Below are 21,846 nucleotides of genomic sequence, written 5' to 3'. Positions count from 1 at the left end.
ATATGGAATTCAGAGACAATAAGGCAATATACCTACAGATATCGGACTATGTTTGTGAGCATATTCTCCTACAAAAATGGAAATCTGAAGAAAAAATGCCTTCGGTTAGAGAAATGGCAGTAACTCTAGAGGTTAACCCAAATACCGTGATGCGTACATATGAGCTACTTCAGCAAAAAAACATCATTCAAAACAGAAGGGGGGTTGGCTTTTTCGTATCTCCCAATGCCATAACAGAAGTTAAAAACTTCCGAAAAGTTCAATTCATAAGTGATGACCTTCCTGTTTTGTTTAGAAATATGTATCTCCTGCAAGTAGATTTTAACGACCTAAAAAGCAGATATGATGCATTTATAAAAGAAAACTTTAACGCCTAAATTATGAAAACAAGTAATAAACTATTGATCACCCTCGGCTTGCTAATGATAATCATACCGATACTAGTAACGGCTGTAACCGTAAAACTTTATTATCAACCGGCACCACCAAGTACCTACCTTGAACGACAACAAATAAACAATGAATCATTTGATCAAAAATCTTCAGGAAGAGTAGCCATGGGAATTAAGGTGCCATTTAAAAAAGTCAATTTTTCTGATGCCCGGAATCTTTTTATTAGTTTACACCTTACAAAATCAACTTCTACGGGTATAAAGATTCCCAGCTACGCAAAAGACCGAATCACTTTCGAAGTGACGAATGGCGTATTAAACATATCTATTTTAGAAAACTTTAGTACGGGGCGGCCTTTGGACATAGTCATTTACTCGCCCACATTTGAAACATTAGATATTAGTAATGCATTTTTATTTGAATTAACAACGGAATTGATTGACTCCTTAACGGTCAATGCAAATAACACAGGCAACCTTACCCTTGGGGGAGCGATCACTAATTTCAATAATAAAGGGGAAGTTATTTCGTCTATCAACGATACTAAAATCAACAACCTTCATATAAACCTGAATAAGTCAACCTTTCAAGTTAATGCCCACTCTTTTGAAAATCTTTCGATCAATTGTTTGAAAAATTCAAAAATTGAGATTAACGGCGATGATTCAATTGGAGACACATATCACATCAAGAATCTTAAGCTTAATACAGCAGATACCGCAGATGTAATATTGAAAAATATGAAAATAGATGTGATTACGGGAAAAATATCTGATGACACCAAAATCCAGATGCCAAATAAATATTTAAAACAATTACTTATAAAATAAGTAAAAGATAGCATGCAATTGTATGCTATCTTCTTCGTCCCTTAAAACACAAATTTCTTAATATTGTTATTATTATAGATATGATATGGCTATCGTTCACTTATACACACATTAGATATGAAAGATAATTTTTCTACACAGGCTGCAGACTATGCTATATACCGTCCAACCTATCCGCAGGAACTTTATGATTATCTCTTTTCTTTGGTAAAGGGCAAAAGTGCTGCCTGGGATTGTGCAACGGGAAACGGCCAGGTAGCCAGAATTCTTGCTCAGGAGTTTGAGAACGTTTACGCAACAGATATCAGTGAAAAACAACTGGGCCAGGCATTGAAACTACCCAATATTACCTATCAGGTGGAGTCCTCCGATCAAACGCAGGTTCCTGATCAAAGTTTCGACCTCATCACAGTCGCTCAGGCCATACACTGGTTTAATTTTGATGCTTTTTATTCAGAGGTAAAACGCACACTTAAGCCCGATGGTATATTGGCTGTAATTGGCTATGGACTGATGTTTATAGATAAAAAAGTTGATAAATCTGTTCATAAATTATATCAGGATATCCTCGGAAAATACTGGGACACAGAACGCCGCTACATAGAAGAAAATTATAAAACTATCCCCTTTCCTTTTGAAGAAATTACCGCTCCACATTTTCAAATCAAAACCTCCTGGACTTTCAATCAGCTGATAGGCTACTTGAATACCTGGTCTGCCTTACAGCACTACAAAAAGGCTAACGAACGGAATCCTTTGGAATATATGTTTACAGAACTAAAAGAAGCCTGGGGAAATGACGCGGTAAAAGATGTTCATTTCCCGATACTACTTAGAATTGGTAAATAAGGGAACAAAACGTCCCTTCAGCTCAAGCCTATTTTAGCAAATCGAGTATAGCTAATACACTCATCTTATGCTGCTCACCACTTTGCATATTCTTTACAGTCAATTCACCGTTGGCCATTTCATCACCACCGATCAGAATCACAAATGGAATATTTTTGGCATCAGCGTAAGCCATCTGTTTTTTTAACTTGGCCGATGATGGATACAATTCGGTAGCAATACCGGCACTCCTTAACTGTTGTAGTATAGGTAAAGCATACTTTTCTGCTTCAGCATCGAAGTTACTGATCAGCACTTTTGTACCGATCTCTGCGGAGGAGGGAAAAAGGTTTAGTTCTTCCAGTACATCGTAAATCCGGTCTGCTCCAAAAGAAACACCCACACCCGTCAAATCTTTAAGGCCAAACATTCCGGTTAAATCATCATAGCGCCCGCCGCCGCCAATGCTACCCATGGCAACTTCGTTCGTTTTCACTTCAAAAATACAGCCTGTATAATAATTCAAGCCCCTTGCCAGCGTAATATCCAGCTCCAACTTCGCGGTAAGCGGCAAACCATAGGCAATAAGACTATCCACATAGTCGAACACACTTTCAATTTCCCCGATACCTTTTAAGCCTGTTTCAGATGAAGCTAAAACTTCCTTCAAACTTGCAAGCTTTTCCTCATTACTGCCTTCAAGCAAAATCACCGGACGAAGTTTTTCCAGATCGTCTTCTGTAAAACCACGCTCCAAAAGCTCCTTACTTACTCCATCTAAACCGATTTTATCAAGTTTATCGATGGATACAGTCATGTCTATAATTAAATCAGGTTTGCCTATAATCTCAGCTATACCTGATAGAATTTTTCTATTATTAATCTTAACCGTGAAATCCTTAAGGCCCAGTTTTGCCAATGCCTCATTGTAGATGAGTATAAATTCAGCTTCGTTCAATAAACTTTCCGAGCCTACAACATCCACATCACATTGATAAAACTCACGATACCTTCCCTTTTGCGGACGGTCGGCTCTCCAAACCGGCTGAACCTGAAAGCGCTTGAAAGGAAGGGTAATTTCACTTTGGTGCATCACAACATAACGCGCAAAAGGAACGGTCAGGTCATAACGCAATGCTTTCTCAGATATCAACGGGATCAATTTATTGCTGTTATCCTCCTCTGAAAAGTCGAAGGCCTTCTTTTTAGGATCTTTCAAATACTCCCCGCTGTTCAGAATTTTGAAGATCAGTTTATCGCCCTCATCACCATACTTACCTGTTAAGGTAGACAGATTTTCAAAGCTTGGTGTCTGAATTTCTGCATATCCATACTTCCTGAAAACCGTTTTAATGGTATCATAGATAAAATTGCGTTTTACCATTTCTACAGGAGTAAAATCGCGTGTACCTTTTGCTAATGAGGGTTTAATAACTGACATAGCCGCAAAAGTACGAAAATGTAAGGTTTATGAAGTAGTGCCCCCTATACATTTTAATATATAAAAAAAGCCCCGCATTGCGGGGCTGATATAAATTGAAAACTAGTTCTTGAATTCACTCGTCTTATGGAAATCGATATCCGGGTAATCCTGTTTAGTTAAATTAATCATGTATTCGCTATCTGCCAGATAAACCGGGTTATCTTCCTTATCAAAGCCGATATGTTGTTGCTTACGTTTAACAAACTCCTCAAGTTTTTTTCTGTCGCCAGAAGTTACCCAGCTCGAACGGGTGTAGCTTAATGTGCGGAAGCGACATTTTGCACCATATTCGTGTTCTAAACGGAAATTGATAACCTCAAACTGAAGCTCTCCAACCGCTCCGATCACTTTTCTGTTTCCCGGTTGCATTACAAATAATTGTGCAACACCTTCGTCTGTTAATTGCTCTATTCCTTTTTCCAACTGCTTGGTACGCATCGGATCCATATTTTCCACTTCCTTAAAAATAGATGGAGAAAAACTTGGAATACCTTTGAACTGCAGCTTTTCACCCTCAGTTAAGGTATCACCGATTTTGAAGTTACCACTGTCATACAGACCAACCACATCTCCTGGCCAGGCTTCATCTACAATGCTTTTTTCATTTGCCATAAAGTCCATGGGGTTGGCAAACTTCAGTTTTTTATCTTGCCGGGTATGGTAGTAAAATTTATTCCGCTCAAACTTCCCGGAACAAATCCTCAGGAAGGCAATTCTGTCACGGTGCTTAGGATCAAGATTCGCGTGAATTTTAAATACAAATCCACTAAAATTCTTTTCCTCAACTAACACATCACGCTCTTCCGCCTCACGGTGTCTCGGACTAGGAGCAATGTCGATGAAAGTATCCAACAACTCTTTTATACCGAAGTTATTAATGGCACTTCCAAAAAATACAGGCGCTACCAATCCGTCAGTATATAAATCCTTATCAATTTCTCCATAAATGCCGTTAACCAATTCAACATCATCTTTAAGTGTACTGATTTCGCTATCCTTTAAATAATTCAGTAAAGAAGAATCATTTAAATCACTTGCCGCAACAACCGAATCGGTAACTTTGGTTTTATCAGAATTAAACAGATTTAAGTGTTTGTTATAAATGCTGTAAACGCCCTTAAATGTATGCCCCTGACCAATGGGCCACGAAAGCGGACATAAGCTAATGTTCAGCTTTTCCTCAATTTCGTCCAGTAAGTCGTAAGCTTCCTTACCCTCCCGGTCCATTTTATTGATAAAAATAATCACCGGGGTGTTACGCATGCGGCAAACAGACATGAGTTTCTCTGTCTGTTCCTCCACACCCTTCACGCAATCCACCACCAGAATTACACTATCCACGGCCGATAAGGTTCTGTAGGTATCTTCAGCGAAATCCTTGTGGCCTGGTGTATCCAGAATGTTAATACGTTTGCCACTATATTCAAAACCCATTACGGATGTTGCAACCGAGATACCACGCTGGCGCTCGATCTCCATAAAATCGGAAGTATTGCTCTGATTCGCTTTGTTACGTTTTACCGCACCGGCCGTATTGATCGCTCCTCCAAAAAGAAGAAACTTCTCAGTAAGCGTGGTTTTCCCGGCATCGGGGTGACTAATAATGGCAAAGGTTTTACGTTTTTCTATTTCTGGGTTAAGCATAAATTAAATTTTGGGTAAGAAGGGGCGATGAAACCTTGTTAAAGGAACTTAACAGCAATAAGATTTGGATAATTTTGTTTCATCAGGCTGCAAAGATAAGAAAATCGATGAACAACAAGGACCACAGGTTTTTAAATCCTTTTAAGTCAGGAATAATCCGGCATCACTAAACTCTGAATAGCCTACTGCAAGTTATTAAGCGCTTGCCTTACTGCACTATCATTTAAATTCGCAGCTTTATAATAGCCTACATCACCCAGGTAATAACGGCAAAGCAAGGCCTTCAAATCATTAAGGATGATGTTACGCGCACTATACAACTGGTACCGGTCTATTGGCACATTTTTGCGCTGAATAAAACCGATAAAATCTTTAAAATCATTATCATTAATCGTGAAGATATTAATATTCTGCTCCACAAAACTGGCGCTGTACTTATTGGTTAACACATTAAATACGTAATCTGAAAGGATTTTTTTACTCACCAGACTGGCATAAAACTTATTGTATCCTGTGGTATCAAGCTTAACAAAAACATCAGGCTGAATGCCGCCACTTATTTTAACTTTCCTGCTCTGTTGAACAGTTACACCTTCCGTCTTTTCAACCGAATCCTGAAAAGAAGTCCGGTCGCCGGTTAGCTCACCGTCCATCATGCGTTCATCCAGCTCATGTTTGTAAGCATCATAGCCCTTTTTATATGATTTCTGAATACTCTTTCCTGAAGGGGTGTAATAACGTGCAATGGTTAAGTTTAATGCCGAACCATCTCCGAAAGAAAACTGCTCCTGAACAAGCCCTTTTCCGAAAGACCGGCGCCCAACAATAATACCCCTTCCTAAATCCTGAATCGCTCCGGCAACAATTTCACTTGCGGAGGCCGTATTTTCATTAATCAGAATCGCAAGTTTTCCATTTTGAAAAGCACCATTACCGGTAGAGAAATAATCCGTACGTGGCTCATGCTTACCCTGGGTATAAACAATTAGCTTGTTTTCAGGCAAAAACTGATCTGCTAAGCCCGTTGCTGCAGAAAAGTATCCTCCTCCATTATCCCGTAAATCAAGGATAAGTTTTTTCATGCCCTTTGCCTTGAGGTTATTGGCTGCTGTAGAAAAATCACTATCTGTATTTGCCCCAAACTTACTGATGCGAACATAACCTGTTTCAGCATTGATCATATAAGCAGCATCAATACTACTAATATTCACCTTACCCCTGGTAACCATCAACCGGCTAGGGGTCTGTGTACCATTATGAATTAATGTTACCCCAACACCACTTCCAGCCCTGCCTCTGAAGCGTCCCGAAAGTTGTTCCTTTGGCAAATTCCTTCCGCTTACTATTGTGCTGTCTATGCTTAGAATTTTATCCCCCAGTTTAATTCCAGCCTGAAAAGCCGGGCCATCTTTCACCACACCTGTGACCATCATGGTATCGTTAAGCATATAGTACTCGATCCCTACACCTTCAAAATTCCCCTCCAGATTGTCGGTCATATCCTGGGCATCTGATGGAGGAAGATAAACGCTATGCGGATCTAACTGATGTAAAACACTATCGATTGGCAAATTCTGAAGAGAATCGGTGTTGATATCGTCAACATAATTTTTGTTGATGATGTGAAGAATTTCATCAAGCTTACCATCGGTGTTACTGGCCAGCTGCGGACTCCTTTTTACACCGAAACCCTGATCCTTAATGAATTTGATACCCAATACCATGCCCACTATTAAAATCACAGAATAGCTTAAGGCAATCAGTATGTTCGTACGGGTATTCTTTTTCATTGGCGCTACTGCAAATTTATGAAAATAAGCGGCTTGATATATTTTTTAACCGCATTTTCACACCTTTTGTTTATAATTTTTAATATAAATTAACCCACCCCTTACATTAGTAGAATTAGCAACTACATATTTTTGAATTTTTAAGCACAGTTTTAGAAAGAATTTACCGAATTTTATCAAAATTAAATTTATGAACAGAGTTACCGAGCAGGAATCTAACTATAACCACATCGATAAAATGTCGGTTTTGGAAGTATTGCAGGGCATTAATAACGAAGATAAAACGGTAGCTTATGCCGTTGAAAAATCTTTGCCTCAAATAGAAAAACTGACTACCGCTGTAGCCGATAAAATGAAAAAAGGTGGCCGCCTCTTTTACATAGGAGCCGGAACGAGTGGTCGTTTAGGTGTTGTCGATGCTTCTGAATGTCCTCCAACTTATGGCGTTCCATTCGACTGGGTAGTTGGTATTATTGCAGGAGGTGATTCGGCGATCAGGAAAGCTGTCGAATTTGCCGAAGATGATGCTGAACAAGCCTGGAAAGATCTTCAGGAATTTGGCATTAATGATAAAGATTGCCTTGTAGGATTAGCTGCCTCAGGAACTACCCCATATGTAATTGGTGGTCTAAATACAGCAAGAAAGAATGGTATTTTAACGGGTTGCATTGTGTGCAATACCGGCGGACCTATTGCAGCAGAATCTGACTTCCCTGTAGAAGTGGTTGTAGGACCTGAATTTATCACCGGCTCAACAAGAATGAAATCAGGCACAGCACAAAAACTCGTTTTAAACATGCTGAGTACTACGGTTATGGTCCAGCTTGGCCGTGTGGTTGGCAATAAAATGGTCGATATGCAGTTAACAAACCATAAACTGGTTGATCGCGGAACGCAAATGGTAGCTGATGAATTAAATATTGATTACAACGAAGCCGCTGATCTTTTAAATAAATATGGAAGTGTTAGAAAAGCTGTAGAAGCCGGACAACTCTAGGAAATGAGTGAAAAAGGATGATTGAATTGAAACTTAAACATTCACTCACTCAAAATTCAATCATTCAATAATTCGAAACATGCACGAGATAGAGCCTTATTACCAATGGAGAGATGACTATATCTCCGCCGAAGATGAACGTTCGCCTTTTTACAATACTGAATATTCTGAGTTTCATTTCGATAAACAGATTTACAACTTTCTGCTTCACCCGCAGTGGGACGAATTCGGATCGAACACACTGTACATGAAAGTGCTGTATGCCGATTACGACAGGGCGTACGCCATTATCGAATTTATTGGGGAATGGAATGACGCCATCAATAACGACATCATGCTTTTAAAGCGCGACATACTGGAACTGATGATGGATGAAGGTATTAATAAATTCATCCTGATCGGGGAGAATGTGTTAAACTTCCATGCCTCAGATGACAGCTATTACGAAGAGTGGTTTCAGGAAGTGGAAGATGGCTGGATTGTTGGGATAAACTTTCAGGACCATGTCATTGCAGAGTTCCGGGATAATAGCATCGATTATTATATTAACTTTGGCGGAGCCTTGAATAATATGCCATGGCGAACACTAAAACCACTTCAGTTCTTCAAGAAAGTTGAAGAATTGCTGACAAAAAGATTAAACTAAAATATTAACTTTATACTGTTTAAATACACATAAAACAAAATGGAACAACAAAATTATCAATATCAGGACAACAGCGTTTTCGTTCAGGAGAAATCTGTTTCAAAAAAATTCTTTGCTAATGTTTTCTTATGGATGTTTGTGGCGTTGGTTTTATCAACACTTTCCGCGTTCTACATTTCAAATACAGAAAGCGCATTAAGATTACTGATTAACTTTGAAACCGGTCAGAGAACGGCTTTAGGGTTTGTAGCGATGTTTGCTCCCCTTGGTTTAGTTTTATTGATGGGAGCGGGCTTTAGCCGCTTATCTTATGGCGCTTTACTGGGTGTTTTCGCCTTATTCTCAGTTTTGCTGGGTGTGAGCTTAAGCTTTATTCTATTGGTTTACACAGGCACATCTGTTATCTCATGCTTTGGAGCTGCTGCGGTAATTTTCGGAATTATGGCAGTATTGGGGTATACCACGGAGGTTGATTTAACTAAATTCGGTCCAATCCTGATGGTAGGTGTTGCAGGCTTGTTTATTGCCGGGATAGCTAATCTATTTATCAGAAGCGAACAGTTCAGTTTGATTATGGCATTTGTGGGTGTTGCAGTTTTCACTGCATTAACTGCATACGACGTTCAGAAAATCAAGCAGATCGGAATGGGCCTTGAACAAAGTGGTGAAGCAATCCCTTCTTCCGATACCAAAAAATTAGCCATAATGGCCGCATTAAACTTATACCTTGACTTTATTAACATCTTCCTGTTCTTATTAAGAATTTTCGGAAGCAGAAAATAAGCTCGCCAACAAAACAATATTCTAAAGGCCGTGCAGATTTGCATGGCCTTTGTAATTTTATTTGGCTAGTATTCAATAAATTTTGGAAATGATGCCGCTTTGTTGCATTTTTGTACGCTTATTAAGAAAGACGGAGGGATTAGACCCAACGAAGTCTTAGCAACCTGTGTCCACACAAGGTGCTAAATTCTATCCCGGTTTTAATCGGGGACAGATAAGTTTAGGAAGGACGATTCCCGGGCCAACTTTTTGAATAAGCATTTTGAATATCAGGTATAAAGTATCAAGACAGGTTTGTCTTATATTTTTTGCCCAATATCTGCAGTTAGGTCGTTCGTCAGTTAGTCCTGACACCCGATACCAGCTACTTGCTACTATAAAACAATGAACATTAGAGAAGAATTAGAAAAGCGTATTCTGGTAATCGATGGGGCAATGGGCACCATGATTCAGCGCTATACATTAACAGAAGAGGATTTTAGAGGGGAACGGTTTCAAAATCATCCATGCGATGTAAAAGGCAATAACGACTTGCTCAACATTACCCGTCCGGATATTATTAAAGCGATACATCTTGAATACTTACGTGCTGGTGCCGACATTATCGAAACCAACACATTCAGTACACAAAGAATTTCCATGGCCGATTACCAGATGGAAGACCTTTCATATGAACTCAGTTACGAAGGTGCCCGTATCGCCAAAGAGGCAACCAGCGAATTTATGGCCGCCAATCCCGACCGCAAATGTTTCGTTGCCGGTGCAATCGGCCCAACCAACCGTACCCTGTCCATGTCGCCAAATGTAAACGACCCGGGTTACAGGGCCATTTATTTCGATGAACTCGAAGCAGCCTACTATGAGCAGGTTCGCGGACTGGTAGACGGAGGTTCTGACGTACTGTTAATCGAAACTATTTTCGATACTTTAAACGCAAAAGTGGCCATTGTTGCCATTAAAAAATATGAAGAAATCATCGGCCGGAAACTGGAAATTATGATTTCCGGAACCATTACCGATGCCTCAGGAAGAACTTTATCAGGTCAAACTGCCGAAGCATTCCTCAATTCAGTAATGCATGCAAAACCATTAAGCATTGGTTTTAACTGTGCGCTTGGCGCTAAAGAAATGCGTCCGCATATTGAAGAACTTGCAAATAAGGCAGGTTGCTATGTTTCCGCCTATCCTAATGCCGGTTTGCCAAACGAATTTGGGGCTTATGATGAGCAGCCACATGAAACAGCACACCTGGTAGACGATTTCATTACCTCCGGGTTTGTCAACATCGTAGGCGGTTGCTGTGGCACTACACCCGATCATATTGGCTGCATCGCTAAAAATGCACAAAAAGCACAACCCAGGAAACTTCCTGTAATTGAACCCGTGATGCGCCTCAGCGGTCTGGAGCCGGTTACCATCAAGCCAGACAGCATTTTTGTAAACGTAGGCGAGAGAACCAATATCACCGGATCACCAAAGTTTTCAAAACTCATTTTAGGCGGTGATTATGAAGCGGCCCTTGCTGTTGCCTTACAACAGGTTGAAGGTGGCGCCCAGGTAATCGACGTAAACATGGATGAAGGGATGTTGGATTCAGAAGCGGCGATGACCAAGTTCCTTAACCTGATCGCCTCTGAACCTGACATCGCTAAACTGCCGATCATGGTCGATTCCTCCAAATGGACGGTAATCGAAAACGGGCTGAAATGTTTGCAGGGCAAAGGAATTGTAAACTCCATTTCATTAAAGGAAGGTGAAGAGAAATTCCGAGAAAGCGCGCAGAAAATCATGAAATACGGTGCTGCAGTAGTGGTCATGGCTTTTGATGAACAAGGTCAGGCCGACAACTACGAACGCAGAATAGAAATCTGCAAGCGCAGCTATGATATTCTGGTTAGCGAAATTGGCTTCCCGCCAGAAGACATCATTTTTGACCCGAATATCTTAACCGTTGCAACAGGTTTAGAAGAACATAACAACTATGCAGTTGACTTTATAAATGCCACCCGCTGGATTAAACAAAACCTGCCTCATGCCAAGGTAAGCGGTGGAGTTTCGAACATATCCTTCTCTTTCAGGGGAAACAATGTTGTCCGCGAAGCCATGCACTCCGCTTTCCTTTACCACGCCATTCAGGCCGGACTGGACATGGGAATTGTAAATGCAGGTATGCTTGAAGTTTATCAGGAAATCCCACCCGAACTATTGGAACGGGTAGAGGATGTACTGCTTAACCGCAGAGACGATGCAACTGAACGTTTGGTAGAATATGCCGATACAGTTAAATCAAAAGGCAAAGAAATTGTAAAGGACGAAGAATGGAGAAAAGGGACCGTAGAAGAAAGGTTATCCCACTCACTGGTTAAAGGCCTCGTAGAATACCTCGATGATGACGTTGAAGAAGCCCGTCAGAAATATACCCGCCCAATTCAGGTAATTGAAGGCCCGTTAATGGACGGGATGAATATTGTCGGAGATTTATTCGGTGCCGGAAAAATGTTCTTACCCCAGGTGGTGAAATCCGCAAGGGTAATGAAAAAAGCGGTAGCCTACCTTTTGCCTTTTATAGAGCAGGAAAAACTGGATAACCCAGATCAAAATCAAAGCTCTTCTGCCGGAAGGGTTTTAATGGCAACCGTAAAAGGCGATGTACACGACATTGGAAAAAACATTGTTGGGGTAGTACTGGCTTGTAATAACTTCGAAATTATAGATATGGGTGTAATGGTGCCCGCACAAGACATCATTAAAAAGGCAAAGGAAATCAATGCTGATATTATCGGTTTGAGTGGTTTAATTACTCCTTCACTGGATGAAATGGTTCACTTTGCCAAAGAAATGGAGCGGGAAGGCTTTACCATTCCGTTAATTCTCGGAGGCGCTACCACATCACGTATTCATGCCGCCGTTAAAGTAGCACCAAACTATTCAGGCCCTGCTATTCACGTGCTGGATGCATCCAGAAGTGTAACCGTATGCAGTACCCTGATGAATCCGGATACAAAAGCCGAATACGTAGCCGGAATCAAAGCTGAATATGAAAAAGCCCGCGAAGCACATTTAAATAAACGCTCGGATAAACGCTTCAAAACCATAGCCGAAGCGCGTGAGAACAAGTTCAAAATTAACTTTGAACAGCAACTACCAGTTCCTGAGTTTACTGGTACCAAAGTTTTCGACGATTATCCTTTGGAAGAACTCGTTCCTTATATTGACTGGACACCATTTTTCCACACCTGGGAACTTCGTGGCAGCTACCCGAAAATTTTCGATGATAAAAACGTGGGAGATGAGGCCAGGAAGCTTTTTGATGATGCCCAAACTTTACTTAAACGTATCCTCGATGAAAAATTGCTTACCGCAAAAGGAGTAATCGGCTTCTGGCCGGCAAACAGTGTTGGCGATGACATTGAATTAAAAACCGGAAGTGTGGAAACTACCATTCACACGCTTCGTCAGCAGGCAGAAAAAGTAGATGGACAGCCTTATTACGCACTCTCTGATTTTATCGCACCAAAAGAGAGCGGGATTCAGGATTACTTTGGAGGCTTTGCAGTTACTGCGGGCATTGGAATTGATGCGCTGGTAGAAGAATTTGAAGCTAACCACGATGATTATAACAGCATCATGGCAAAAGCCCTTGCCGATCGTTTAGCAGAGGCTTTTGCTGAAAGAATGCACGAGCGCGTGCGTAAAGAATACTGGGGATATGCGAAGGATGAACACCTGAGTAACCAGGAACTGATTAAGGAAGAATACGCAGGTATCCGTCCGGCTCCTGGTTATCCGGCCTGTCCGGAACATACCGAAAAAGGAACCCTGTTTACCTTGCTCGATGCAGAGAAAGAAATCGGACTACGCTTAACCGAAAGTTATGCCATGTACCCCACCGCAGCAGTAAGTGGTTTCTATTTTGCCCATCCCGAATCCAGGTACTTCGGTTTAGGCAAAATAACCAAAGATCAGATTGAAGATTATGCTACCCGTAAAGAAATGTCGGTAGAAGAAGTAGAGCGGTGGCTAAGTCCGAACCTAGCATATTAATAAACGAACCAAACTAAAAGCCCCTTTTGGGTTATGAAAATAATAGACCACATTAAAAACGCAAACGGTAAAACGTTATTCTCTTTTGAACTCTTACCACCGATAAAAGGCCAAAGCATCCAGTGGATATACGATGCAATTGACCCATTATTGGAGTTCAATCCTCCATTCATAGATGTAACCTCCCTTCGGGAAGATTATATTTATAAAGAGCAGGAAAACGGTTTATTACAAAAGGTTTCCTACCGTAAGCGTCCGGGAACAATTGCCATCTGTGCTGCAATCATCCACAAATATAAAATAGATGCTGTTCCGCATTTAATTTGCGGAGGCTTTACTAAAGAGGAAACTGAAAATGCCTTAATCGATTTACAGTTTCTGGGTATCGATAATGTTTTGGCATTACGTGGTGATGCGCGTTCTGCAGACAGCTCATTTATTCCCACAAAAGGTGGTCACTGCTATGCCACAGATCTTATTGAGCACATTAAGAACCACAATGAAGGAAAATTCTTACACGAGGATATTGAAACTTTCAAAAGTGATTTCTGCATCGGGGTAGCCGGATACCCGGAAAAACATTTTGAAGCCCCAAATCTAAACACCGATTTCAAATACCTCAAGAAAAAAGTAGACATGGGCGCTGAATTCATCGTAACCCAAATGTTTTTCGATAATCAGAAGTATTTTGACTTCGTAAAAAAATGTCGGGAGAATGATATTAATGTGCCTATTATCCCCGGATTAAAACCCATAAGCACCTTAACACAGTTAAATGTGTTACCGAAAATTTTCCATATCGATTTGCCTGAGGAGCTTACCGATGCCTTATCTCATGCTAAAAACAATGCTGAGGCAAAAGAAATTGGTACTGCAGCAATGATTAAGCAATGTAAAGAGTTGATGGACTTTGGGGTTCCGGTACTGCATTTTTATACGATGGGGAAACCTGAACAAACCAAACAAATCGCAAGGGCCATATTTTAAGCTTTTCTTAAAACATCTATAAATCCTTATCTGTTTTTAATCTGTACAACTTATATTTGTAGGAATGAGATGGATTTGTTTCAAATATTTAGTCATCATGTGCATTGCATTAACCTTGTTTCTAAAGGTGTGCAATGTAATGAGCTATTTGAAACTGACTAATCCCACTGTAGAGCTTGCTTCAATGAATGAAGATTCTACCGAAAAGGAAGAGAAGAAAATCGAACCGGAATATTTTACCGATCAATTCTTTCTGGTAAGCTTAGCTGAGCATTATCCATGCATTCAACAAAAAATAATCATCCCTGATCATTTTTTTCAATTGGCTTATTTTCCTGAGGTACTCACTCCTCCGCCAGCCATTTAAAATTTATTACCCATCCCTTTTGCCCCTGCATCACATGCGGGGACGTATTTTATTATAAACTTTAATACCTAATTATATGAAACGAGCAATTTCATTTTCTTTCGCTGCATTTTTAGCGGCTGTATCTTTCCAGGTCAAAGCCCAGGAAGTAGCACAAACCAATGTTCAACCGGTTAACAATGCTTTAGCAATGGTTACCAAACTCGAACCCGTTAGCTTTAATTATGATAAAACCTGGGTTGAAAAGCTGAAACTGCCTTCAACCTCTCAATATGGTTTTGTGGGTGCCGATGCCAAAACAGCTGTACCATCTGTAGTTGCAGTGGAAGCTAAGCAATATCCTGCGGGTAAAAATGCTTTCAATGCGGCAACCCTTACCAAAGTTGATTATGAGCGCCTTCTTCCATTACTGGTGGCCAGCATCAAAGAACAACAGGCACAGATTGAGGAGTTGAAACGCGAATTGAGTTCATTAAAATCTCAAAACGCTAAATAAAATCAGCTCAATTTATCCGATGAACACCAGTTTAGTATTGGTATTCATCGGATTATTAGCATTACCTAGTCGGGAAGAATGGGCGGATTAATTTTGTTCACCTGAGTACTAACCGACTTCAAAAATGCCTCCAGCTGTCGTTGTTCTGGCTGCGTTAAATTTAACTTTCTTAATATTGCCGACTTCGGCGTTCTTAGGGAATCCGGAATCTTCGACTGCAACGCCTTCTGCAAGGCGACAGGATTGCCCAGGTTATAAAATTCGATTACATCTCTTAAGGAAGGAAAGTTTCCATGATGCATCCACGGACCAGTAATATTTGTTTCTCTTAAAGAAGGTGTTCTGAATGCACCCACATCTTTAAGGTTTTTGGTCACATTATATTTTCCCAAATCTTCAAACTTCGACCCTAGTAGTGTCTGGCCGTCATTGTGGAATTTGTTATCGCTAAACAAGGGCGTATTATGGCAGTTGACACACCGCGCCTTCGTACGGAACAAGTGCAAACCCATAACTTCATCGTCCTTTAGCGCGGCTTTATTGCCACGTACAAAGGCATCGAACCTGCTGTTCGTACTTACAATACCCCTTTCGAAGGTGGCAATGGCCTGCTGAATCCTTTCCAGGGTAATCTCATTTGAACCAAAAGCCTTATTAAAAAAATCTTTATATCCTTTAATTGCCTTAATGTTTTTAACCATGATGGTTAAATCGGTATTCATTTCCACATGATCCTTCACCGGGAAGCCAGACTGATCTTCCAGACTTGTTGCACGGCCATCCCAGAAAAGCTCATTATAAAAGGCGGTGTTCAAAATGGTCATCGCGTTCCGTTTACCGTTCTGGCGGTCGTGCCCGTAAGCTACCCTTTTGCCATCGCCCCAGCCCAGTTCCGGATCGTGACAGGAAGCACATGCAATTTGTTTAGATACCGACATACGCGGATCGAAAAATAACAGCTTCCCTAATTTTTCCTTCTCTGCAGAATAAGGATTGGATGTGGGATAAACCGGCCGCCCCAGATAGCCAATATCCCTGAATCCTGCTTTCGATTCCTCATCCAGATCGGGTTTAGGCCAATGCGATTGATCACTGCTGTACAGCTCGCGTAGCTGCGCAATACTAAATTCCTCATTCTGCAAGAAAGCTGTGGTGCATACAAAGAGAATAAGTATTGTAGCAATAAATAAAAGTCGTTTCATTTTAAAGTGATAAGGCTGTAGGACTCAACTTATACTGGAATGTCCTGGTCGTTCCTCCGATAGCTGCTTCATTAAAAGTAATAGTCAAATCCATTACTTTGGTATTCTCATCATAGGTTCCACTACCGGTCATGCCAATTTTAAAAGTTGTCGCATCAGATTTCGTTAAGGTAACATCCTGGGTTTTTACTTTTACGATACCCGTTTTGGCACCCGCATAGTCCGGGAAGAATTGCAAAACCTGATCGACATTAATTTTAACAGTCTTGATATTTGTTGTTCCCGTATATGTACTGTACAGCCGAACCATATCGAACATGGCCGTTCCACTATCTGCTACACCAGCATTTGTGAAACCAAGAAAACTCGGATCTGACACTGAGACTGTGGAAAAATGACTCGCAATTCTTGAACCCCATGTATTTGTTGTAGGTTCTAAACGATAAACAAACATCTGGTAAAATGCTGTTGATTGGTGGAACACGGCTATTGTTGATGAGTTAGCCGTTGCCACCGGCTGATCAGGATATAAATCTAACTTATCAGCTGGCTGATCTTTTTTACAGCCTGTGAAAATAATCAGTGCTAAAAGAAGTGAATATAGTTTTTTCATATGTTGTTTCATAAAAATTAGTAGCCCGGATTTTGAACCATATTAATATTAGCATTTACTGTGGTTGCTGGCAAAGGCATAATCAGTTTGGGGTCGTTTGTTGGCAAATTCTTTATTGTTGCAGCTACATCCACACGCAATACATCTTTTTTCTTACGCAACAAATCAAATAACAAATTACCTTCAAAAGCCAGTTCTTTTCTTCTCTCCAATAAAATGGCATCAATCAAGTCTGCCTTTACTGCTAAGTTCAGGGTCGATGCATTCGCATCACCACGTTTGCGGATAACGTTTAAATCTGCATTGGCCTGAGTAAAGTCAGGTGTCGTTTTTTCTGCTGCCGCTTCTGCACGGATTAAATACAATTCCGATAAGCGGAGAATTTTGATCGGTGTTTGAGAGGTACCGCCGAGTGCGTATTTTTTTGTAAAGGAATAGTTTACAGCACTGATGGCAACGGTATTAAACATGGATGCAGTACGACGAACGTCAGTAGCAGAATATAAGCTCATAAGATCGGTGGTGGCAGCAAACATTCTATATGAGGATGCATTGGTAGAATCGAAATAGCCTCCAAGTCCTGTTCCGCTGAAAGTAGATTCTATTGCCAGCTCGAAAATAGATTCGACAGATGGAATTCTGCCGGTCCAGCTTGCAACATAATTTGCATTACTGAGTAATGAGTATGCGCCATTTTTGATGATCTCGTCACTTAAGGCGTATGCCTTATCCCAATCGTTTTGGTTAAGATATACTTTCGCAAGAAGTGCTTTAGCAGACAACTTGGTAAAATAATTTTGTTTATATCCAGCACTTAATACACCAGTATTGTCATCACCCAATATAGCTATAGCTTCGTTAAGATCTTTAACAATGGCTTGATAAGTTTCGGCCACTGTTGCACGTTTTGGCGCCGGATCTGAGAAAAGCTGTGGCTGTGTTAAAACAACTATTCCAAGATGCGAGCCCGTTGCTGTATAATTAAATGGCCTTGCAAAAATCCGAACCAAATCGAAATGTATAAGTGCTCTGATACATTTTGCTTCAGCAACAATTTTGTTTTTGTCCGCTTCAGCGCCATTTGCTAGAGGAGTATATTTAATAATATTATTTGCATTATTCAGTTCACTATACATCATCGTATAGCTAGTATTCATCGTCGATTCTATCGAATTTTGGTTCAAATTGTAAACGTCTTCTAAACGCAGATTTGCGGCTTTACTAAATTTGATATTGCCCGCTAAGATATCCGGATAAACCATCATATTCTTCTGATAATGACTATCGTCAAGTAATGCTTTATACGAACCCGCAAGAACTGTTTTTGCACCCGCAACGTCTTTGAAAATATCTTCTAAAGATAATTTATCAGTAGGTTCTTTATCCAGTAGTTTTTCACAAGAGGACAAACTGATAATAATAAGACCAAGTATGATTATAGAATATTTTTTCATGTTTATTTTTTTAGAGTCCCACTTTTATTCCAGCTGTTAGTGCAGAGGTTTCAGGATAAGTAAATCTTTTTTCAGCTACCCCGTTTCTTCCCTTTATTCCCGAATCTTTATACCAATAAAAAAGGTTAGTAGCATTAGCAAATACGGAAGCACTATTGAGATGAAGCTTACGGGCGATACGGTTAGGAATTTGATATCCTGCAGAGATGTTTGAAAGTTTTATATAGCTTATATCTATCAGGTATCGCGATGAGTTTGGCACTATTGATCTAACGATTAATAGTTTCGGTATATCCGTAATATCTCCGGCCTTCTGCCACCTGTCTACCAAATTTACACTTTGGTTTCTGCTTTGTAAATTTCTTCCGTCGCCTTCATCAATATAATTCACTAGTTTGCTGGCACCGTAGCTATATAAAATATTAAAAGAGAAGGTAAAGTTTTTTAAACGGAAGCTATTTACCATGCCACCCTGAAAACTAGGTAATCTATTAGCCAATACGCTAGTTGAAGTTATTGGCAATGCATTAATCTCGCTGGCTGTTTTTATTTGCCCATTGGCATCATAAAAACGTTCTGTTCCTGTTTGAGGATCTACTCCTGCCCATTGGTAACCATAAATTGCGTTTGCGCTATTTCCCACTCTTAATGCCGCAGCATCTGCAGCTGTAGAATAAAGTGCAGAGTAGCCATTATTAAATGATAAGATGGTGTTTTTAACCGTTCCCAGGTTAAAAGCCAAATTCCAGTTAAGATTTTTAGTTTCAATGATTTCGCTATTTACAGAGAGTTCAAATCCTGAATTCCTCATTTTACCTGTATTTGCAGAAATTGTAGAATAACCCGTTTCCAGCGGAACATTAACAGATGAAATTAGATCTATAATTGTATTGTTGAAATACTCTGCGGTTAGCCGAACTTTTTTAAATAAGGTAAAGTCTAAACCAAAATTCAATTTGTGATTCTTCTCCCAGCCCAAATCTGGATTCGGGGCAGAGGATGACTCTGGATATGAAGCAACGTTACCATTATATAAATCGCCAGAACTAGTACCAAAACTATATAAACCTCTGGCAGAATAGTTTCCTATTCGTGAGTTGCCCGTTGAACCATATGTAGCCCGCAATTTCAAAGACGAAAGAACTCTATTACCTTTTAAAAAATCTTCATTACTGATTAACCAGGCTAGACCTGCCGAACCATTGAATGCAATTTGTTTATCGCCACCGAATATGGACGATTTATCTAAACGCCCATTGAAATTTGCAAAATATTTTTTATCAAAGTCGTACCCTAGCTGCGAATAGTATGAAATAGTTGCCGAAGAAGAAGTAGATGAAGCAGAGGTTTGTAAAGATGCGGCACCAAGAGTTCTAAGGCGATCGAATGTAAATCCGGTTCCAGCGCCCCTTAACAAATCAGTATCCTTATTCTCAACCTGCGACCCTATCAAAAAATTTACGGTGTGTTTTTTATAGGTCTTATCGTAGCCGGCCTGAAGGAATCCTATGTATCCAAGATAGTTACGATCATAGATCTCAAGTCTTCCATTGACATTCCTCCCAGTCGCGTTATTTGCTGAAAAATATTGTGTTTGTTTGTTCTGATAATTATCAGCGCCAAAAGTCCCCGATATCAAAATTTCTTTTGTGATCTGATAGCTCGCATTTGCACTCGCCTGCAGTTGTATCCCCTGGTTTCGGTTTTCATTCTGTTCTAAAATTGCTAAGGGATTTGGAACACCCTGTATATCCTGATACGTTCCATTTTCAGCATAAGGAGAAATGTTTGGCACAAGTGTTACTCCACCATAATTTGATAAATTGCTGCTCTTGGTAAAAGTGGGATTTAAATTAAAGCCCAGCTTTAACCTGTCTTGCTGGTGATCTACTCGTAAACGTGCATAAATTTTTTGCAAATCGTTGCCAATGGAAGTCGCTTCTTGTTTGCGGTAACCGCTAGAGAACCTAAATGATGTTTTGTTAGCCCCGCCTGAAATATCAATCCCTGCATTCTGATAAACGGCATCTCTCTGAGTCAATTCAAACCAGTCTGTGTTAATTGTTTTGCTTCCTGCTAATTGAGAAGCCTGGGTAGCTGATGTTCCGGCATTCATATAAGCTTCTCGTAGCAGGCTGTAGTAATGAGAGCCACTTAACCATTTATATTCGTTAATGAACGAAGAGATTCCTGTATCATAACTAAAGTTAGCAGTCGTTTTTCCTATTGTTCCTCTTTTTGTTGTTATAATGATTACCCCATTAGCCGCATTAGCCCCGTATAAGGCAGAAGCCGTGGCATCTTTCAAAATGGATATCGTATTAATATCATCAGGATTGATATTCGACAAGGGATTTAGGTAACTTTCGTTGTTAAAAACCGTTCCTTCATTTCCTTTTTGTTGTTCATAGGCAGGGATTCCGTCGATTACATATAGCGGCTGACTTGAAGTTGTTCTTGATGACCCTATTGTTGGCAATGATCCTATTCCTCTTATGTTAATCCTGACAGGTGTATTCAATTCAGTTGTTGTTTCCACCTGTACACCAGCAGCCAGCCCTTCAAGCATCTTGTCGAAGCTTTCGATAGGCCGGTCCGTTTGCAACCGCTCTGCCGTGATCTGTTCAATGCTCCCCACCACTTCCTCACGTCTCTTATCACTCGTATATGATCCGGTTACTACCACTTCATCCATTCCCAGGGCATCATCCTCCAACTTTACATTAAAGTAATTTTCGTTACCCACTTTAATTTCCTGGGTTTTCATACCAACGAAATTGAAAGTAAGGATCAGGTTATCAACACTGTTTCCGTTTAGCTTATATACAAACTTACCATTGGCATCAGTTACTGCACCTTGTCTGGTACCTTTAATAAACACATTAACTCCCGGCATTGGTCCCCCGGTCTTTGCATCAGTAACCAGGCCGCTTATCGATCTGGTCTGCACGGGACTAGCTTTCGGGCCTTTCCTTATAGAAATATAGTTCCCATTGATATTAAAAGCCAAACCCAATTGCCCGGCCAAACCATCAAGCGTTTGTTTCAAGGTTGATTTTTGTTTAATGCTCACCGTTTGATTGATATTCACCTCGGTTTGATCATAGTTAAACTTGTAACCACTTTGTTTTTCGATGATTGTTAATACTTCGGCCAATGGCCTATTGACAACATTTATCGAAACAGCAGTTTTTTCAGGCGCTTTTACCTGGGCATAACTCGTAATGGAAAGTGTGAGAGAGAAGAGCAATAATAGTCTGAATAAATAACGGGAGTAAGTTTTCTTCAT

Annotated in this window: 17 protein-coding genes and 1 riboswitch; of the genes, 10 read left to right on the top strand and 7 right to left on the bottom strand. The window is 40.3% G+C overall.

The annotated features are described in order from the left end of the window. The first annotated feature begins 2 nt into the window (after positions 1-2). The 3 genes from AB669_RS13860 (at position 3) to AB669_RS13850 (ending at position 2,072) form a co-directional block, all read left to right on the top strand. Positions 3-377 carry a GntR family transcriptional regulator gene (locus AB669_RS13860; protein WP_047799897.1) on the top strand — a complete coding sequence of 125 codons (375 nt, stop codon included), beginning with the start codon at positions 3-5 and terminating at the stop codon, positions 375-377. 3 nt (positions 378-380) lie between these two features. Next, positions 381-1,223 (top strand): GIN domain-containing protein, encoded by an 843-nt coding sequence (locus tag AB669_RS13855; RefSeq protein ID WP_047799896.1) that lies wholly within the window; start codon positions 381-383, stop codon positions 1,221-1,223. Positions 1,224-1,340: 117 nt separating this feature from the next. Beyond that, positions 1,341-2,072, top strand: coding sequence for a class I SAM-dependent methyltransferase (locus AB669_RS13850; RefSeq protein ID WP_047799895.1), 732 nt, complete (start codon positions 1,341-1,343; stop codon positions 2,070-2,072). 28 nt (positions 2,073-2,100) lie between these two features. On the opposite strand, the gene hisS is transcribed toward AB669_RS13850, so the two are convergent. The 3 genes from hisS to AB669_RS13835 form a co-directional block, all read right to left on the bottom strand. Beyond that, positions 2,101-3,492, bottom strand: a complete 1,392-nt coding sequence (gene hisS, locus AB669_RS13845) for a histidine--tRNA ligase (RefSeq protein WP_047799894.1) — start codon at positions 3,490-3,492, stop codon at positions 2,101-2,103. A 102-nt stretch (positions 3,493-3,594) separates the two neighbouring features. Further along, positions 3,595-5,178, bottom strand: coding sequence for a peptide chain release factor 3 (locus AB669_RS13840; RefSeq protein WP_047799893.1), 1,584 nt, complete (start codon positions 5,176-5,178; stop codon positions 3,595-3,597). Between the two features lie 182 nt (positions 5,179-5,360). Beyond that, entirely contained in the window at positions 5,361-6,968 is a 1,608-nt protein-coding gene (locus tag AB669_RS13835; RefSeq protein WP_047799892.1) for a S41 family peptidase, read from the bottom strand. A gap of 190 nt (positions 6,969-7,158) precedes the next feature. Between AB669_RS13835 and murQ the strand changes: the two genes are divergently transcribed. The 7 genes from murQ to AB669_RS13800 all read left to right on the top strand — a co-directional run bounded on the left by murQ (position 7,159) and on the right by AB669_RS13800 (position 15,288). Continuing rightward, positions 7,159-7,965, top strand: a complete 807-nt coding sequence (gene murQ / locus AB669_RS13830) for an N-acetylmuramic acid 6-phosphate etherase (RefSeq protein WP_047799891.1) — start codon at positions 7,159-7,161, stop codon at positions 7,963-7,965. A 79-nt stretch (positions 7,966-8,044) separates the two neighbouring features. Further along, a complete protein-coding gene (locus AB669_RS13825; RefSeq protein WP_047799890.1) occupies positions 8,045-8,611 on the top strand; it encodes a hypothetical protein in 567 nt (188 codons plus the stop codon). A gap of 39 nt (positions 8,612-8,650) precedes the next feature. Continuing rightward, the gene (locus tag AB669_RS13820) at positions 8,651-9,394 is read left to right on the top strand and encodes a Bax inhibitor-1/YccA family protein (RefSeq protein ID WP_047799889.1); all 744 of its coding nucleotides are present in this window, start codon (positions 8,651-8,653) and stop codon (positions 9,392-9,394) included. Between the two features lie 115 nt (positions 9,395-9,509). After that, a riboswitch (SAM riboswitch) is annotated at positions 9,510-9,615 on the top strand. Positions 9,616-9,778: 163 nt separating this feature from the next. Beyond that, on the top strand, positions 9,779-13,438 hold the full coding sequence (gene metH, locus AB669_RS13815; protein ID WP_047799888.1) for a methionine synthase: 3,660 nt from the start codon (positions 9,779-9,781) through the stop codon (positions 13,436-13,438). A 33-nt stretch (positions 13,439-13,471) separates the two neighbouring features. After that, positions 13,472-14,425 (top strand): methylenetetrahydrofolate reductase [NAD(P)H], encoded by a 954-nt coding sequence (gene metF / locus AB669_RS13810; protein ID WP_047799887.1) that lies wholly within the window; start codon positions 13,472-13,474, stop codon positions 14,423-14,425. Positions 14,426-14,489: 64 nt separating this feature from the next. Beyond that, a complete protein-coding gene (locus AB669_RS13805; protein WP_197082408.1) occupies positions 14,490-14,792 on the top strand; it encodes a hypothetical protein in 303 nt (100 codons plus the stop codon). A gap of 76 nt (positions 14,793-14,868) precedes the next feature. Continuing rightward, complete coding sequence (locus AB669_RS13800) at positions 14,869-15,288, top strand: tail fiber domain-containing protein (protein ID WP_047799885.1); 420 nt, start codon at positions 14,869-14,871, stop codon at positions 15,286-15,288. 65 nt (positions 15,289-15,353) lie between these two features. On the opposite strand, the gene AB669_RS13795 is transcribed toward AB669_RS13800, so the two are convergent. Genes AB669_RS13795 through AB669_RS13780 form a run of 4 tightly spaced genes read right to left on the bottom strand, consistent with a single transcriptional unit; the run spans position 15,354 to position 21,846 of the window. Beyond that, complete coding sequence (locus tag AB669_RS13795) at positions 15,354-16,490, bottom strand: cytochrome-c peroxidase (protein WP_047799884.1); 1,137 nt, start codon at positions 16,488-16,490, stop codon at positions 15,354-15,356. Position 16,491: 1 nt separating this feature from the next. Beyond that, positions 16,492-17,103, bottom strand: coding sequence for a hypothetical protein (locus AB669_RS13790; protein WP_047799883.1), 612 nt, complete (start codon positions 17,101-17,103; stop codon positions 16,492-16,494). 17 nt (positions 17,104-17,120) lie between these two features. Further along, positions 17,121-18,557 (bottom strand): RagB/SusD family nutrient uptake outer membrane protein, encoded by a 1,437-nt coding sequence (locus tag AB669_RS13785; protein ID WP_047799882.1) that lies wholly within the window; start codon positions 18,555-18,557, stop codon positions 17,121-17,123. Between the two features lie 10 nt (positions 18,558-18,567). Next, entirely contained in the window at positions 18,568-21,846 is a 3,279-nt protein-coding gene (locus AB669_RS13780) for a SusC/RagA family TonB-linked outer membrane protein (RefSeq protein WP_047799881.1), read from the bottom strand.

The sequence above is a fragment of the Pedobacter sp. BMA genome (assembly GCF_001027745.1).
In the GTDB taxonomy this organism is placed as follows: domain Bacteria; phylum Bacteroidota; class Bacteroidia; order Sphingobacteriales; family Sphingobacteriaceae; genus Pedobacter.
Note: the sequence above shows the minus strand (reverse complement) of the source record. Positions and strands in the feature narration are given on the sequence as shown.

Bases quoted from the DNA above. Each gene is read 5' to 3' on its own strand.
- AB669_RS13850 (WP_047799895.1), top strand. From the start codon at position 1,341: ATGAAAGATAATTTTTCTACACAGGCTGCAGACTATGCTATATACCGT.
- AB669_RS13785 (WP_047799882.1), bottom strand. From the start codon at position 18,557: ATGAAAAAATATTCTATAATCATACTTGGTCTTATTATTATCAGTTTG.
- AB669_RS13800 (WP_047799885.1), top strand. From the start codon at position 14,869: ATGAAACGAGCAATTTCATTTTCTTTCGCTGCATTTTTAGCGGCTGTA.
- metF (WP_047799887.1), top strand. From the start codon at position 13,472: ATGAAAATAATAGACCACATTAAAAACGCAAACGGTAAAACGTTATTC.
- metH (WP_047799888.1), top strand. From the start codon at position 9,779: ATGAACATTAGAGAAGAATTAGAAAAGCGTATTCTGGTAATCGATGGG.
- AB669_RS13855 (WP_047799896.1), top strand. From the start codon at position 381: ATGAAAACAAGTAATAAACTATTGATCACCCTCGGCTTGCTAATGATA.
- AB669_RS13790 (WP_047799883.1), bottom strand. From the start codon at position 17,103: ATGAAAAAACTATATTCACTTCTTTTAGCACTGATTATTTTCACAGGC.
- AB669_RS13780 (WP_047799881.1), bottom strand. From the start codon at position 21,846: ATGAAGAAAACTTACTCCCGTTATTTATTCAGACTATTATTGCTCTTC.
- hisS (WP_047799894.1), bottom strand. From the start codon at position 3,492: ATGTCAGTTATTAAACCCTCATTAGCAAAAGGTACACGCGATTTTACT.
- AB669_RS13805 (WP_197082408.1), top strand. From the start codon at position 14,490: ATGAGATGGATTTGTTTCAAATATTTAGTCATCATGTGCATTGCATTA.
- AB669_RS13825 (WP_047799890.1), top strand. From the start codon at position 8,045: ATGCACGAGATAGAGCCTTATTACCAATGGAGAGATGACTATATCTCC.
- AB669_RS13795 (WP_047799884.1), bottom strand. From the start codon at position 16,490: ATGAAACGACTTTTATTTATTGCTACAATACTTATTCTCTTTGTATGC.
- AB669_RS13835 (WP_047799892.1), bottom strand. From the start codon at position 6,968: ATGAAAAAGAATACCCGTACGAACATACTGATTGCCTTAAGCTATTCT.
- AB669_RS13840 (WP_047799893.1), bottom strand. From the start codon at position 5,178: ATGCTTAACCCAGAAATAGAAAAACGTAAAACCTTTGCCATTATTAGT.
- AB669_RS13820 (WP_047799889.1), top strand. From the start codon at position 8,651: ATGGAACAACAAAATTATCAATATCAGGACAACAGCGTTTTCGTTCAG.
- murQ (WP_047799891.1), top strand. From the start codon at position 7,159: ATGAACAGAGTTACCGAGCAGGAATCTAACTATAACCACATCGATAAA.
- AB669_RS13860 (WP_047799897.1), top strand. From the start codon at position 3: ATGGAATTCAGAGACAATAAGGCAATATACCTACAGATATCGGACTAT.